This is a genomic window from Nocardia sp. CA-136227, assembly GCF_050955695.1.
GTDB lineage: Bacteria > Actinomycetota > Actinomycetes > Mycobacteriales > Mycobacteriaceae > Nocardia.
This window is the reverse complement of sequence record NZ_CP192081.1, coordinates 1,428,872-1,443,072: the sequence shown is the minus strand read 5'-3', so window position 1 is coordinate 1,443,072 and position 14,201 is coordinate 1,428,872. Positions and strand designations below refer to the sequence as shown.

Annotated in this window: 15 protein-coding genes; 6 read left to right on the top strand and 9 right to left on the bottom strand. The window is 68.6% G+C overall.

The window, feature by feature from the left end; translation table 11 throughout:
• Positions 1 to 19 precede the first annotated feature (19 nt).
• The gene (locus tag ACQP06_RS06540) at positions 20 to 1,444 is read left to right on the top strand and encodes a WGR domain-containing protein (RefSeq protein WP_433671191.1); all 1,425 of its coding nucleotides are present in this window, start codon (positions 20 to 22) and stop codon (positions 1,442 to 1,444) included.
• 14 nt (positions 1,445 to 1,458) lie between these two features.
• Here ACQP06_RS06540 and ACQP06_RS06535 read toward each other — a convergent pair whose 3' ends face one another.
• Both ACQP06_RS06535 and ACQP06_RS06530 read right to left on the bottom strand, forming a co-directional pair.
• On the bottom strand, positions 1,459 to 1,962 hold the full coding sequence (locus ACQP06_RS06535; protein WP_433671189.1) for a PaaI family thioesterase: 504 nt from the start codon (positions 1,960 to 1,962) through the stop codon (positions 1,459 to 1,461).
• Between the two features lie 46 nt (positions 1,963 to 2,008).
• Positions 2,009 to 4,588, bottom strand: a complete 2,580-nt coding sequence (locus ACQP06_RS06530; RefSeq protein WP_433671188.1) for an ATP-dependent Clp protease ATP-binding subunit — start codon at positions 4,586 to 4,588, stop codon at positions 2,009 to 2,011.
• 126 nt (positions 4,589 to 4,714) lie between these two features.
• On the opposite strand from ACQP06_RS06530, the gene ACQP06_RS06525 reads away from it, so the two are divergent.
• Positions 4,715 to 4,957, top strand: coding sequence for a hypothetical protein (locus ACQP06_RS06525; protein ID WP_433671186.1), 243 nt, complete (start codon positions 4,715 to 4,717; stop codon positions 4,955 to 4,957).
• A 16-nt stretch (positions 4,958 to 4,973) separates the two neighbouring features.
• Here ACQP06_RS06525 and ACQP06_RS06520 read toward each other — a convergent pair whose 3' ends face one another.
• The 4 genes from ACQP06_RS06520 to ACQP06_RS06505 form a co-directional block, all read right to left on the bottom strand.
• Positions 4,974 to 5,171 carry a hypothetical protein gene (locus tag ACQP06_RS06520; protein WP_357095852.1) on the bottom strand — a complete coding sequence of 66 codons (198 nt, stop codon included), beginning with the start codon at positions 5,169 to 5,171 and terminating at the stop codon, positions 4,974 to 4,976.
• A gap of 238 nt (positions 5,172 to 5,409) precedes the next feature.
• Entirely contained in the window at positions 5,410 to 5,751 is a 342-nt protein-coding gene (locus tag ACQP06_RS06515; protein ID WP_213561466.1) for a histone-like nucleoid-structuring protein Lsr2, read from the bottom strand.
• Positions 5,752 to 5,885: 134 nt separating this feature from the next.
• Complete coding sequence (locus ACQP06_RS06510; RefSeq protein ID WP_433671184.1) at positions 5,886 to 6,407, bottom strand: Rv3235 family protein; 522 nt, start codon at positions 6,405 to 6,407, stop codon at positions 5,886 to 5,888.
• A gap of 119 nt (positions 6,408 to 6,526) precedes the next feature.
• Positions 6,527 to 8,017: a flavin-containing monooxygenase gene (locus ACQP06_RS06505; RefSeq protein ID WP_433671182.1), complete on the bottom strand. Its 1,491-nt coding sequence runs from the start codon at positions 8,015 to 8,017 to the stop codon at positions 6,527 to 6,529.
• Between the two features lie 70 nt (positions 8,018 to 8,087).
• Between ACQP06_RS06505 and ACQP06_RS06500 the strand changes: the two genes are divergently transcribed.
• The gene (locus ACQP06_RS06500) at positions 8,088 to 9,098 is read left to right on the top strand and encodes an AraC family transcriptional regulator (RefSeq protein WP_433671181.1); all 1,011 of its coding nucleotides are present in this window, start codon (positions 8,088 to 8,090) and stop codon (positions 9,096 to 9,098) included.
• A gap of 113 nt (positions 9,099 to 9,211) precedes the next feature.
• Positions 9,212 to 9,439: a hypothetical protein gene (locus ACQP06_RS06495; protein ID WP_379272707.1), complete on the top strand. Its 228-nt coding sequence runs from the start codon at positions 9,212 to 9,214 to the stop codon at positions 9,437 to 9,439.
• Between the two features lie 21 nt (positions 9,440 to 9,460).
• Here ACQP06_RS06495 and ACQP06_RS06490 read toward each other — a convergent pair whose 3' ends face one another.
• Both ACQP06_RS06490 and ACQP06_RS06485 read right to left on the bottom strand, forming a co-directional pair.
• Complete coding sequence (locus tag ACQP06_RS06490; RefSeq protein WP_433671179.1) at positions 9,461 to 10,267, bottom strand: nuclear transport factor 2 family protein; 807 nt, start codon at positions 10,265 to 10,267, stop codon at positions 9,461 to 9,463.
• 66 nt (positions 10,268 to 10,333) lie between these two features.
• Positions 10,334 to 11,203: an LLM class F420-dependent oxidoreductase gene (locus ACQP06_RS06485; RefSeq protein WP_433671177.1), complete on the bottom strand. Its 870-nt coding sequence runs from the start codon at positions 11,201 to 11,203 to the stop codon at positions 10,334 to 10,336.
• A gap of 127 nt (positions 11,204 to 11,330) precedes the next feature.
• On the opposite strand from ACQP06_RS06485, the gene ACQP06_RS06480 reads away from it, so the two are divergent.
• Together ACQP06_RS06480 and ACQP06_RS06475 are read left to right on the top strand one after the other, a co-directional pair.
• Positions 11,331 to 11,876 carry a YdcF family protein gene (locus ACQP06_RS06480; RefSeq protein WP_433671175.1) on the top strand — a complete coding sequence of 182 codons (546 nt, stop codon included), beginning with the start codon at positions 11,331 to 11,333 and terminating at the stop codon, positions 11,874 to 11,876.
• Positions 11,877 to 11,981: 105 nt separating this feature from the next.
• Positions 11,982 to 13,574: a GMC oxidoreductase gene (locus ACQP06_RS06475; protein WP_433671174.1), complete on the top strand. Its 1,593-nt coding sequence runs from the start codon at positions 11,982 to 11,984 to the stop codon at positions 13,572 to 13,574.
• 19 nt (positions 13,575 to 13,593) lie between these two features.
• Here ACQP06_RS06475 and ACQP06_RS06470 read toward each other — a convergent pair whose 3' ends face one another.
• Positions 13,594 to 14,181, bottom strand: coding sequence for a hypothetical protein (locus ACQP06_RS06470; RefSeq protein ID WP_433671172.1), 588 nt, complete (start codon positions 14,179 to 14,181; stop codon positions 13,594 to 13,596).
• Between the last annotated feature and the right edge of the window lie 20 nt (positions 14,182 to 14,201).

The window sequence follows — 14,201 nt, the reverse complement described above, 5'->3', positions numbered from 1 at the left end:
GTGAATCTTGGAGCAAGACATGAGCGGCGGGGAGACCACGTACCTGGAACTGTCCCAGGACAGCGGTACGGCACACAAGTTCTACGAGGTCATCGTGACCGGGACGCAGGTGACGATCCGGTACGGGCGCATCGGCGACGCCGGGCAACGACAGGTGAGTTCGTTCCCGACGGCGGACAAGGCCCGCGCGGCGGCGGCCAAGAAGGTCGGCGAGAAGATGCGCAAGGGCTACGCGCCCGCGGTGATGGGCGCCCGCGCGGCGCGGCCGGTCACCCGGCGCGCCATCGTCAGTCAGCGCTCCACCGCCAAGAAGGCCCCGGTGCTGTGGAGCTTCGACTCCGGCGCGGCGGCGTTCGGCATCTTCGTCGACGACGAGCGCTGCTGGGTCGGCAATGAGCACGGCGACGTCTTCACCCTCACCCCCGACGGCACGGTGACCGGCCGGTTCCGGCTGCCCGACGCGGTGAAATGCATTGTCGCCGATGACTTCTGGATCTACGCGGGCTGCGACGACGGCCGCGTCTACGACCTGACCGGCAAAGTGCCGCGCGCGGCCTACGACATCGCCGCCAATGTCGACATCTACTGGCTCGACATCCACGACGGCATCCTCGGCGTCTCCGACCGGCAGGGCGGGCTCACCGTCATCGACCACGAGGAGGAATCGCTGTGGACGCGGCGCAGCACCGGCGACTCCGGCTGGATGGTGCGCATCGACGAATCCGGTGTGTACCACGGACATTCGAACGGCGTCACCACCTACGACCTGGCCACCGGTGACACCCGCTGGCAGGTCGGCACCGGCGGCGCGGTGCTGTTCGGCTGGCAGGAGAACGACGCCGTGTACGCCGGCACCGGCACCCGGCAGGTGCGCATGGTGGCCAAGGACGGGCAGGCCGAACGCACCTACCAGTGCGACGCGGCCGTCTTCTCCTGCGCCACGTCACCGGACGGGCGCTTCGTGTTCGCCGGCGACAACCACTCGTCGGTGTACTGCTTCGACGCCGCGGGCAACCGGCTGTGGAAGCTCGCCACCGGCTGCGGCTCGGCGTACTCCATGCAGTACCACGACGAGAAGCTCTACCTGGTCACCACCAACGGCACCCTGGCCTGCCTGGATGTCAGCGAAGCGGCCATCCGCGACGCCGAGCTGGGCGTGCTGCCGCAGACGCTGTCGATCAAGGCACCGGAGATCTCCGCGGTGGTGCCCAGCTCCACGGTGGAGGTGATCGCGGACGCCGGGGACGGCATCGTGGTCGAATGCGTCCAGGAGAACGGCAACCTCCGCGTGCACGTGCTCTCGGCCGGGTACCAGCGCGGCTGGAATGTGCAGTTCCCCAGGGAGGTTCGCGAAGCGGGGGCGCGCTACGTGGTCGACGCGGTCACCGAGTCGGCGCGCGGCGGGTTCTACCGGGTGCGGGGCGACATCCGCCGGCTGCGCTGAGCCGAAATCCCGAATCAGGCTCCGACGCTGGACAATTCGCCCGGCGTCGCACCGAAACGGTGGAAGTGGGCGGCGTTCACCTCGACGAAGATCGCGCGGCCGATGGCGACCACGGTGTCGCCGTCGGTCAGCTCGGTGTGGATGAACAGCTTGCGACCCTCACGGCCGACCAGCTTCCCGGTGACCGTCAATTCTCGGTGCAGCTGGACGGGCACCTTGAAGTCGACCTCGAGTTTCACGGTCACGGCGGGCAGCCGCAGCGGCATCAGCACCGAACCGGAGGCCTCGTCCAGGGCGGCGGAGACGATGCCGCCGTGCGCCACGCCGGGCGCGCCCTGATGCCGCTCGTCCAGTACGAAAGTGCTGCGGACCAGGTCACCGTGGCGTTCGAAGGCCATGGTCGGGGAGGCCGGATTGGCCGGGCCGCAGCCGAAGCAGCCGGGGTGATGGGGCGGGAAGGGCCCCTCGGCGAACAGGTCGCCGAGGGGCAACGGCGCGGCGTCGCGATCGTTCTCCATACCTGAAAGTTAACGCAGGTTCACGTCGGACGCGCAAGCCCCGGGGTCAGTTCTTGCCCGACGCCGACTTCCCGCGCGACGGCTTCACCCCGTTCTTGCTGTGCCCGTCGGCGCTCTTCTTGCCGCTCTTGCCGACGCTCAGGATGGATTCCTCGGTGATCTTGGCGTCGGTCTTCTTGCCGCCGCTGTGGTGCAACGCCTGGATGTTCAACCCGTTGTCGTCGGCGTCGATGCGCACGGTGTCGCCGGGAGCCAGGGCGCCTTCCAGGAGCTTCTTGGCCAGGGCGTTGTCCAGCTCCTTCTGCACCGTGCGACGCAGCGGCCGGGCGCCGAACTCGGGCTGATACCCGGTGTCCGCCAGCCAATCCATGGCCTTGTCGGACACATCCAGGGCGATGTCCTGGGCGTGCAGCCGGCGGCGGGTGCCGTCGAGCACCAGGCCGACGATGGTGCGCAGCTGGTTCTTGTCGAGGCGGTGGAAGATGATCTGCTCGTCGAGCCGGTTGAGGAACTCCGGGCGGAACTGCTTGCGTAGTCGCTCCTCCAGCTGCGGCTTGATCGAATCCAGGTCACCGTCCTTGGCGGACAGGATGAGATCGGACCCGATATTGCTGGTCAGGATGACGATGGTGTTCTTGAAATCGACGGTGCGGCCCTTGGAATCGGTGACCCGGCCGTCGTCGAGCAGCTGCAGCAGCACATTGAACACATCCGGGTGCGCCTTCTCGACCTCGTCGAACAGGATCACCGAATAGGGCTGGCGGCGCACCTTGTCGGTGAGCTGGGCGGCGTCGTCGTAGCCGATGTATCCGGGCGGGGCGCCGACCAGCCGGGCCACCGTGTGCTTCTCCTGGAACTCGCTCATGTCGAAGCGGATGAGCCGGTCCTCGTCGCCGAACACCGCGGCCGCCAAGGCCTTCGCGAGTTCGGTCTTGCCGACGCCGGTGGGGCCCAGGAACAGGAACGAGCCGATCGGCCGGTTGGGATCCTTGAGCCCGGCGCGAGCGCGGCGTACCGCCTCGGCCACCGCGACGATGGCCTCCTCCTGGCCGATCACCCGCTGGTGCAGATCCTGTTCCAGCTTCAGCAGTTTCGCGCGTTCCTCGGTGGTGAGGTCGGCGACCGGGATGCCGGTGCGGCGCGAGATCACCTCGGCGATATCGGTGATGGTGACCGTCGGGATCTCGGTGCGGTCCACCTCGTCGGCGGTCTTCCGCTCCAGCTTCGCGATCTCGGCCTTGATCTTGTTGGCCTTCTCGTAGTCCTCGCCCTTGACCGCGGCGTCCTTCTCCCGATTCAGGTGCGCCAGTTGCTCTTCCAGCTCGCGTACCTTGGGATCCGGTGTGCGCGTGCGCAATCGGACGCGGGCACCGGCCTGGTCGATCAGGTCGATGGCCTTGTCCGGCATGAACCGGTCGGTCAGGTAGCGGTCGGACAGTTCGGCGGCCGCGATCAGCGCCTCGTCCAGATAGCGGACCTGGTGGTGCTCCTCGTACACGTCGGCGAGGCCGCGCAGGATCTCGATGGTGTCGGCCACCGACGGCTCGGACACCATGACCGGCTGGAAACGGCGTTCCAGCGCCGCGTCCTTCTCGATGTATTTGCGGTACTCGTCGATGGTGGTCGCGCCGATGGCGTGCAATTCGCCGCGGGCCAGGGCGGGCTTGAGCATATTGCCCGCGTCCATGGAACCCTCGCCACCGCCGCCGGCGCCCACGATGGTGTGCAGCTCGTCGATGAACACCACCAATTCGTCGGAGTGCGCGCGCACCTCGTCGAGCACCTTGGTGAGCCGTTCCTCGAATTCTCCGCGGTATTTGCTGCCCGCCACCATGGAACTCACGTCGAGGGCGACCACGCGGCGGTCGGCCAGCGTGGCGGGCACGTCGCCGTTGACGATGCGCTGGGCCAGGCCCTCGACGATGGCGGTCTTGCCGACGCCCGGATCGCCGATCAGCACCGGATTGTTCTTGCGCCGCCGCGACAGGATCTCGACGGTCTGCTCGATCTCCTCGGCGCGGCCGACCACCGGGTCGACCTGGCCCGCGCGGGCCTCCGCGGTGAGGTCGCGGCCGTACTCGTCCAGCGTCGGGGTGTCGGAGGGCTCCTTGGCCGTCGGGCCCCCGGTGGCCGCGGGCATCTTCGCGCCCGCCAGGGCCTGGGCGGCCGCGCTGTCGTGCAGGCCCGCGATGCCCAGCAGGATGTGCTCGGGTCCGATGTAGCTGCTGCCCGCCTCGGCGGCGCTGCGCTGCGAATTGCGCAGGGCCAGCTTGGCGGCCGGGCTCAGGGCCAGGGCGTGGTCGTCGCCGTGCGCGCCGGCGCCGCTGCCCGCCGCGGTGCGCATGTGCTCGCGCAGCTGTTCGGGGTCGCGGCCGATCTCGGCGATGATGCTGCGCGCCGGCTCGACGGCCGCGGCCGCGTAGAGCAGGTGCTCGGGGGTGATCTCGGTGCTGCCCCAGTCGTGGGCGGCCTGGCGCGCGGTGTCGACGACCTGTTTGGCGCTCTCGCTCAGCAATCGGGTCAGGTCGATGCGCTGCACCGGTGGCCGGCGTGACATTCCGGATCCGAAGAAGCGGTCGAAGATATCGTCGAAGGAATCCATCGAACTGGGCCAGCCCTGCGTCATGCGGTCACCTCGCGGCTTCGGGCGACGCCCCGGCAGACCCGGTAGGACTCGGAATGACAACGAGCCTGCCGACGCGTCAGCTAACGGATGGCGAACTCGGTGACCACAGTAGTAGCCTCGGCCCCGATGAGCGACCTCTACGGAGATCTCGATACGCGCGCGGCCGCGGTGGCCGCACGGTGGTGCGCTGGCGGCAACACCTCCACGAGCACCCCGACCATGGCGTTCGGCTTCCACGTCACGCCATATCCCAAGGGCTACATCGGGTATCCGCGCTTCTACGCCGACGACGACACGTTCGTCATCGGAGTGCGATTGCACGCGCAGGTGGCCTACGACCATCTCAGCGGCGCGTTGGCGCCGGGCTAGCGTGCGAGGAAGGCCCTCAACGGGCAGCGAGTACCTGGAGGAACGGGGCGTAGTCGCGGACGTGGCCCTCGGTCCAGTCCCAGAACGAGGCCGGGTCCACCGCCACCCCGCGCTGCAGCATCAGATGCCAGCCGTCATCCCGCTTTTCCCACATGTCACCGTCCCGATCGACGTACATGCCGGTGCTTTCGGGCTCGATACCGGTCTCGCCCACAACGATCACCCCTAGAACTCAGGTTGCTTCTGTTCGGAAGCATTCTCCCTGACACCTGTTGTTCACTTTCGACCGGGGTGGTGGCCGTGCGGTCGCCGCGCATAGCGACGGCGCCGATTGTCGCGAGAAATCCAGGAGAGCTAATGGCCTGATTTGTCAGTTTTGGCCCGATATGTCAGAAGCCGCTGCCAACCGGCCCATCAGCCCGCCGAATTTCCCGCGCTCGGATTTGCGCTGGCTAATTCTTGGCGCGCTGGTAAGCCTCGACGATCTCGGCCGGGATACGACCACGCGAGGAAACCTGATGACCCTGCGCCCGCGCCCATTCCCGGATCGCGGTGCTCTCCTCGCGGTCCACCGCAGGACGGGTACGGCCGCCGGCGGCCACCTTGCGCTTGGAACGACCCACCTTGCGGGCCTTCTCCGACCACGGCTCCAGGGCTTCCCGCAGCTTACCGGCGTTCTTGTTCGACAGATCGATCTCGAAGTCGTTGCCGTCGATCGAGAAAAAGACGGTCTCGTCGGCCTTCGATTCGCCGTCGTAGTCGTCAACCAGAGTTACGGTGACTTTCTTCGCCATGGACTGCCCTTCCACGTGTAGGTGCCGCTATTCGCCGAAATGCTAATCCCGCGGGATGCAGGATTCAAACCAGGCGCGAATCGAATTCGGTGCCACCAGACAATTCAGCTATTACCGCTGAGACCCTCCGGTCTTCAGCACACCCGGAATGCGGCCAAGCGCCACCCGGAACGACCGCGGACAATGCGTGCCGCGAGCGCGAAATGCCGCCCGCCCCGATCGTAGGCCGCGCAAACCTCGCCGCCGGCGGTCCCGGTCATGATCACATCGACCCTGGTGAGGGTGGCGGTCCCGAGCTCACGCCCGGGTAGTCCGCGCCCGCCCGCGAGGGTGCGCACCGCGGCCACGACCGCGGGTTCCGCGAGCGGGGCCAACTGCCCCGGCGGCCGCCGACCATCCAACACCTCGAGCGCCGATCGCAGGGCGGTTCGGGCGAATTGCCCTGCGCCGGTGTTGCGTTCGTCACTCCGCCCGGAATTCGCAGGGTGCGAAGACCGCAAAACCCGTTGCAGACCGGCCGGGCGCGAAGCCCGCGCCGCCGATTCGGAGCCCACCCGCGCCCGGCACCCCGGCGCCCCACCGCCCGGCCGCCGCGACGACGGCAACGGCGGCTCGAATCCCGGTGCGGGCAGCAGAAATCCGCTCTCCGTACCCATCGCTGCTCCCCCTCGAGTTCCCCTACCCCGCGTTCGGATGCCACACAGAATCGCACGGGTAGGGGTAGCCCACCGGCCGGACGCGAACTTCGCACCCGGTGATGCCGGTGAGACCAGCGTCACACCCGCTGCAACTCCTTGGCGGCCACCGGACGCAGGGTTTTGCTCAGATCCGTGCGCATGACGGTCGCGGTGTCGAGCAGATAGTTCTGACGGACCGTCCACGGATTGCGGTCGCCCTGGCGCGGGAAATCGCCGATCGATCGCTGGACGTAACCGGACGCGAGATCCAGCAGCGGCCGTTCGCGCAGCGCGCGGTCCGGCTCCGGGACCACCGCGGTGTAGCCGTTGCGTTCCATGTAGCCGAGCACCTTGCACACCAGGCGCGAGGTGAGGTCGGCGCGCAGCGTCCAGGAGGCGTTGGTGTAGCCGATGCAGACCGCGAAGTTGGGCACCCCGGTGAGCATGGTGCCCTGCCAGACGAACTGCTCCGACAGCGCGACCGGGGTCCCGTCGACCACCAGGTCGATGCCGCCGAAGGCGAGCAGCTGCAGGCCGGTGGCCGTGACCACCACATCGGCCTCGATCACCTTGCCGGACTTCAGCCGGATACCTTCGGGCACAAAGGTTTCGATGTGATCGGTGACCACCTCGGCCTGACCCTTGCGCATGGCCTTGAAGAAGTCGGCGTTGGGCACCGCGCACAGGCGCTGGTCCCACGGGTTGTAGTCGGGGGTGAAGTGCTCGGCGACCAGGGCCTCGTCCTTCAGGATCCGGGTGGTGAGCCCGGTGAGCAGCTTCTTCGCGGCCTCGGGCCGGCGGCGGCAGTACTGGTAGAAGCCGATGTTGAACAGGATGTTCTTGGTGCGGATGAGCCGGTGGGCCAGATCGGCGGGCAGCAGTTCGCGGATCCGGTCGGCCACCTTGTCGCGGCCGGGGACCGCGGAGATCCAGGTGGGGCTGCGCTGCAGCATGGTCACCAGTTCGGCCTGCTCGGCCATGGCCGGGACCAGGGTGACCGCGGTCGCGCCACTGCCGATGACCACTACCCGCTTGCCCGCGTAATCCAGGTCCTCGGGCCAGAACTGGGGGTGCACCACGGTGCCGGCGAAGTCGTCGATGCCGGGGAACACCGGGTTGTGGCCCTGGTCGTAGTTGTAGTAGCCGGAGCAGGAGTACAGGAAGCCGCAGGTGAGGGTGCGGTGCTCCACCTGGTCGCCGGTGCGCTGCTCCAGCGTCAGGGTCCAGCGGGACTCGCCGCTGTTCCATTCGGCGGCAACGACTTTGGTGCCGAACCGGATGTGCCGGTCGATGCCGTTCTCGGCCGCGGTCTCGGTGATGTAGCGCAGGATCGACGGCCCGTCGGCGATGGACTGGGCGTCGCGCCAGGGCTTGAACGGGTAGCCGAGGGTGAACATGTCGCTGTCGGAGCGGATGCCCGGGTAGCGGAACAGGTCCCAGGTGCCGCCGAGCGCGTCGCGCGCCTCGAGGACGGCGTAGCTGCGGCCGGGCTGCTCGGTCTGGAGCCGGTACGCCGCGCCGATGCCGGAAAGCCCGGCTCCGACGATGACGACGTCGAGGTGTTCAGCGGGGGTCTGCGCGGCGTTCATGACTTCCAGTCTGTTGGGCTCGGGATTCGGTTTCTTGACACTACGCGACAACTATTTGATCCTGGACGACATGTCGGTGATCAGATCCGCGGGCCTGCGCGGATTCCGCGCCACCGTGGCCGAGCTGGGCGGGAACGCCGAGGAGCTGGCGCTCGCCTGCGGCCTGCCGGTCGCCGCCCTCGACACCGACGATCTGCTGGTCCCCGACCAGGCCGTGGCCGCGGTGCTCGAGCTCGCCGCCCATCAGCTGGACTGTCCGGATCTGGGCCTGCGCATGGCCCGGCGGCAGGACCTGGACATGCTGGGCCCGCTGGCCCTGGCCATCCGCAATGCCACCACCCTGGCCGCGGTGCTGGAGTGCACCTCGCGCTACCTGTTCGTGCACGCCCGCTCGCTGAGCCTGACCATGGAACCCGACCCGTACGGCGACCGCGGCGTCATCGCCCTGCGCTACGGCGTCAGCGCGCCCGGCCTGCCGGTGCCGGTGCAGGGCTGCGATCTCGGATTGACGTTCGTGCACAGGACGATTCAACGGCTCGTCGAGGACCGCTACGGGCTGCGCTCGGTGGAGCTGCCCTATCGGCCCGCCGCCCCGATCCAGGCGTACGAGGACTTCTTCGGCGCGCCGGTGCGTATCGAGCGCCCGGCCGCGCTGCTGCGGGTCCCGGTCAGCCTGGCCGACCGCGTGCTCACCGGCGGCGACGAGAACCTGCACCGGCTGGCCCTGGCCTTCCTGGCCCAGCAGTCCGGCGACGAGGCGGCCGCCATCGCGCCGCGGGTGCGCACCGCGCTGCAGAAGCTGCTGGGCACGGCCGCGCCCGAGATCGACACCGTGGCACGGCTGCTCACCGTCCACCCGCGCACGCTCCAGCGGCGGCTCACCGCCGAGGGCACCAGCTTCGCGACGATCCTGGACGAGGTGCGGCGCGCCGAGGCCCGGCGCTACCTGACCACCACCGACATGCCGATGAGCCAGGTGGCCTCGCTGTTGGGGCTGGCCGAGCAGTCGGTGTTCACCCGCTGCTGTCAGCGCTGGTGGGGGGCAACGCCGACCGCCGTGCGCAAGGGCAAAACGGTCTGACCACAGGGCTTGTCAGACAGCCCGGCTCGAGTTGCGATGCGCCCATTGGCAAATCATGCACGGCGAGTCGTGCAAGAAACGCCATCAATTTGCCGGATTGGCGCGTGTCGATCATGGTCATGTGCCGCTCGCACGCGCAGGATGTGCAGATGATCGCCGAATGCCCGTCCTGCGCTTGGCCCTCGCCCGCCGCCGTCTCCTCCCACCGCGGTGTGCAGTACCACCGCTGTGTGTGCGGACAGTGGTTGATCAGCGTCCACGGGAAGGTGGTCGGCGCGGCCGGCGGCACTACGTTCAGCGGGAAGAACCCCCTGGCCGAGATCGCCGGACTCCGGGACTGACCGGTCCCGGAGGGGCCGGAATCAGGCCGCCGACACGAAGATTCGCGCGGACTCGATGCGCAGGCCGCGCTCGGTGAAGTCGAATTCGGCGATGCCGCGGCCCTCGCGGGTGTCCACCGACACCGTCACCGAATGACCGGCGGCGAGGGCCTTGTCCCAGCGCACGCCCTTGACCCGGGTGGCGAAGTCCTCCAGCGACATCGCGCCGTCGACACCCCACTCCAGGCGCGGCACCGGGGCCAGAACCGCACGGGCACTGGCCGAATCGCCACGCGAGACCGCGTCCAGCAGCCGCTCGGCCGCCTGCTTGCCGGGCGCGCCCACGCCGCGCAGCCCGGACATGAAGCCCATCGCGCCGCCCAGGCCCTGGTTGCCCAGCAGCTGCGGGCCCAGTTTGGCCCCGGCCAGCAGCCCCTTGGTGCCCGATCCCATGAGCTGGCCGATCATGCCCGCCAGTTCCCAATGTGCGCGCAGGCGACGGATTTTCAGCGCGCCGTCCACCTCGGCCAGGTCGTAGCGCAGGTGCATGGGCACGTGCAGGGTGACCCCGGTCGACATGGTGGTGGCGATGCTCAGATCGCGGAAGACCGTCATGCCGCACACCACGTCATTGGTGACGTCGAAGGCGATGCCGTTGGGTCCGATGAAGGTGTCGTAGAAGCGCTCGATGGCGGCGCGGCCCACGTGCGGGCGCGAGCCGACCGGGTCCTCGACGCTGCCGTCGTCGGCGAAAAGGCCCACCCAGGCGGCCTTGTCGTGCGCGCCGACCGCCTGCGGTGAGGCTTCGACGGTCGCCAGCAGTTCGGCGGCGGTGGGATTCGCGGGCACGGTGTCCTCCAAGTGGTAAAGCCAAGCGCGCGCGATGATACCGAACCCCCGGCGGGTAATCCGGAATCAGATGGCGGACAGCCGCGGCAGCAGCCGCTCGGCGAACTCGGTGGCGTAGGCGACGGGCTCGCGGTCGGGCATGAAATCCAGCTGGGTGATGCCCAGCCCGGCCAGCTGTTCGGCGTCGCGCAGCACCTGGTCGGGATCGGTGAGCGCGATCGGGGCGACATAGAGCGCGGTCTTGCGGATCGCGTCGTAATCGCGGCCCTCGGCGGCGCAGTGCCCACGCAGCACCTCCAGCTTGTGCGCGACGTCCTCGACCGAACTCGCGAACAGGTTGCAGGCGTCGGCGTAGCGGGCGACCAGCAGCAGCGTCTTCTTCTCGCCACCGCCGCCGATGAGGATCGGCGGATGCGGCCGCGACAGCGGCGCGGGCACGCAGACGGTCTCGGCCAGCTCGTAGTGCTCACCCTTGAACGGCCCGTTGTCGGGACCCCACATCTGCAGGCAGATGCGCAGCGTCTCCTCGAGCCGTTCGAACCGCTCGCCGACCGGGACCACCGGCACGCCGAGGGCGCGCTGCTCGCGCTCGTACCAGGACGCGCCGATGCCGAGTTCGGCTCGGCCGCCGGAGAGCACGTCCAGGGTGGTGACGATCTTGGCCAGCAGGCCGGGATACCGGTACATCACGCCGGTCACCAGGACGCCGAGCCGCATCCGCTCGGTCACCGCGGCCACGTAGCCGAGGGTGGTGTAGCCCTCCAGCATCGGTTCGTCGTGGGCGGCGGTGTGCTCCATCTGGAAGTAGTGGTCCATGACCGAGAACTGCGCGAACCCGGCTTCGTCGGCGATGCGGGCGGTGCGCGCCAGGGTGGGCGCGATCAGCGCGGGCTCGGCGGGGGTCGAAAAGTTCCAGTAGTGCAGGCCCAGATCCATGCCGGACTCCTCTCGTTCCCGGATGACACACGTTGTGTGCCTGGGTGATCCGTTCACGTGACTGCCCCCAGTCTGCACGATCGGGGCGTTCCGGGCGGGGAGGCCGGCGATCGGTACCGTCGAGGGCGTGACTGGTCTCCGGAGGGTCGCCCTCTCCGTCGCCCTGGTGGCGACGCTGATCACCGGTCTCGCGTTCGCGGGACTGCCGGTGTTCGTGCACCCGCAGGTCGATCCGCTGCGTCCGGCCGACGCCATCGTGGTGCTGGGCGGGACCGCGTACGCGCGCTACGACCTGGGGCTGGAACTCGCGCGGCAGGGGTACGCGCCGGAACTGCTGATCTCGCGGTCCACCGGACAGAACGACACGGTGATGGACCGCTACTGCGACGGCGGATTCACCTTCCGGGTGTCGTGCTTCGTGCCGGACCCGTGGACCACCCAGGGCGAGGCTCGCGAGATCCGGCGGCGCGCCCAGGCGGGGCACTGGCAGCACATCATCGTGGTGACCTACACCCCGCACGTGTCGCGAGCGCGCTACATCGTCGAAAAGTGCTTTTCCGGACAGATCACCATGGTTGCCAGCCCCAGTGATTCGGGTCTGTTGTTCTGGTCGTGGATGTATGTACGGCAGTCCGCCGGTTATGTGCGGGCATTTCTGCAGCGCGGATGCTGACCCCGAAAGATGCGCCCCGGCCACGCAATTGAGCGGTTACGATGAGGTCCGGGCAAAGGGAAGCGCGTCCTCTCGGGGGTGGATGCGGGTGCGGGAGGATTTCCGGTGCATATCGACGACCTCAGTGCCGTACGGGACAGCGAGCTGGCGGCCGACGTGTGCATCATCGGTTCCGGACCGGCCGGTCTGACTCTGGCCGCCGAACTCGCGGGAAGTTCGCTGCGGGTCCTGGTACTCGAAAGCGGCGGCCTCGAACTCACCCCCGAACGCGATGCGCTCAATGACATAGAGAATGTGGGAGCGGCGCGGGCCCAGCCGTATCGGAATGCGCGCAATCGCATTCTCGGCGGCAGTTCACACACCTGGAGCGGACGCTGCGCTCCACTCGACGAACTCGATTTCACGGCCCGCCCCTGGGTCCCGTTCTCCGGCTGGCCGATCGGATTGTCCGAGGTGGAACCGTATCTGGACCGGGCGGCCGCGCACCTGGGCCTGGGCTACGGGGCCGGCTTCACCGGCGACCGGTTCTGGGAACTCGCCGATCGGCATCCGCCGCACCAGGAGGTGGACCGGCGTTGGCTGCGTCCCTACTTCTGGCAGATCAGCAAGGACCCAGCGGATCCCTTCGACTCCAAGCGATTCGGGCCGCACGCCGCGGAGATCACCGCGAGCAATAGTCGAATTCTGTTGAATGCGACGGTGACCCATATCGACACCGATCCCGAGGGCACACGAGTACTGGGATTGCGCGTCGCGGATTCGGCCGGGCACGAACGCAGTGTGCACGCCACCCGCATTGTGCTCGCCACCGGCGGAATCGAGAACGCGCGACTGCTCCTCGCCTCGAATCGCGTCGTACCCAACGGAATCGGCAATCGACACGATGTGGTCGGGCGGTATCTGCTGGACCATCGCTGCGGCGTGGTCGGCATGCTCGACCCGCGCACCTCGGCGGCCGCGCGGGATCGATTCGGCAAATACGTCGTGAAAACTCGCGGCGGCAAAAACACGTTCCTGCACGGGCTGGCGCTCTCCCCCGCGATCCAGGCCGACGAGGGACTCCTCAACTGCGCCTTGTGGATTCAGGAGGTGCCCGCCGAGGACGACCCCTGGGAGTCGGTGAAGAACCTGCTGCGCGGCCACATGAACCTGCACGACGCGCGCACCGTCGCCAGCAATCCCGGCCTGCTGCTGTCGGGGGCCAAACGCCGGCTGATCGACCACACCGGCCTGCCGCACAAGCTCGAACAGGTGGAACTGCGCTGCATGGTCGAGCAGCGGCCCGACCCGGACAGCCGGATCAGCCTGAGCGACACCGTCGATGAGCTCGGGCTGCCGCATCCGCGCATCGACTGGAAGACCAGCGCCCAGGAGGACACCACCGTGCGCCGCGCCGCCGCCCTGGTGGCCGGGGAGTTCGCCCGGCTCGGCTACACCCCGCCCGCGCTGGACGAATGGGTGCGCGAGGCCAGTCCGCTCCCCGCCCGGCTCACCGACTGGGCGCACCCCACCGGCGCCACCCGCATGTCCGCCGACCCGCGCACCGGCGTGGTGGACGGCGACTGCCGGGTGCACGGCATGGAGAACCTGTACATCGCGGGCAGTTCGGTGTTCCCGACCAACGGCCACGCCAATCCGACGCTGACCATCGTGGCGCTGGCGGTCCGGCTGGCGGACGAGCTACGCCGGACCGCGTGACCGCTCGCGCGACCGACGACTACTGCTTGGGCAGCGGCAGGTCGATGCCGCCGACCTCGGTGACCTTCCAATCGCTCGGGTCGACATTGACCGTGTAGTACACGGTGGTCAGCACGCCGTCGGGGTTCTGGGCGTTGGTGGAGTTCACGTTCAGATAGACGTTGACCTTGTACAGGCCGTTGTCGCGGTTGATCACCTGCGAGCTCAGCAGGGTCGGGCTCGAGGTCCACTTCAGCGGGACCAGGATCTCCTGCAGCTTGGAGGAAGTGGCGTCGAACTTGCCCGCCAGCGCCGGGGTGGTGTTGGCCTTGAGCCGCGCGGTCCAGGCATTGAAGTCGGCGTAGTTGAGGTTGGCCGCGCCCATGGCGTACTCGGAGGCGATTTCCGCGGCGTGCTGGTCGTCGGCCGCGCGGGTGTCGTGCGCGCGCACGTCGCCGCGGGCGGACTGCCACAGCACCGTGACGGTCACCAGCGCGGCGATCAGCACCGCCACCGCGACCGCGGTCACCAGCGTCGAGACCTTCAGCGACACCGTCTTACCGGCGGCCGGCGCCACGGGCGTGGTGTCCGGCTCGACCGGAGTCTTCGTATCGGCGTCCTGGGACATGGGGGTCTTCTCCTTGCTGG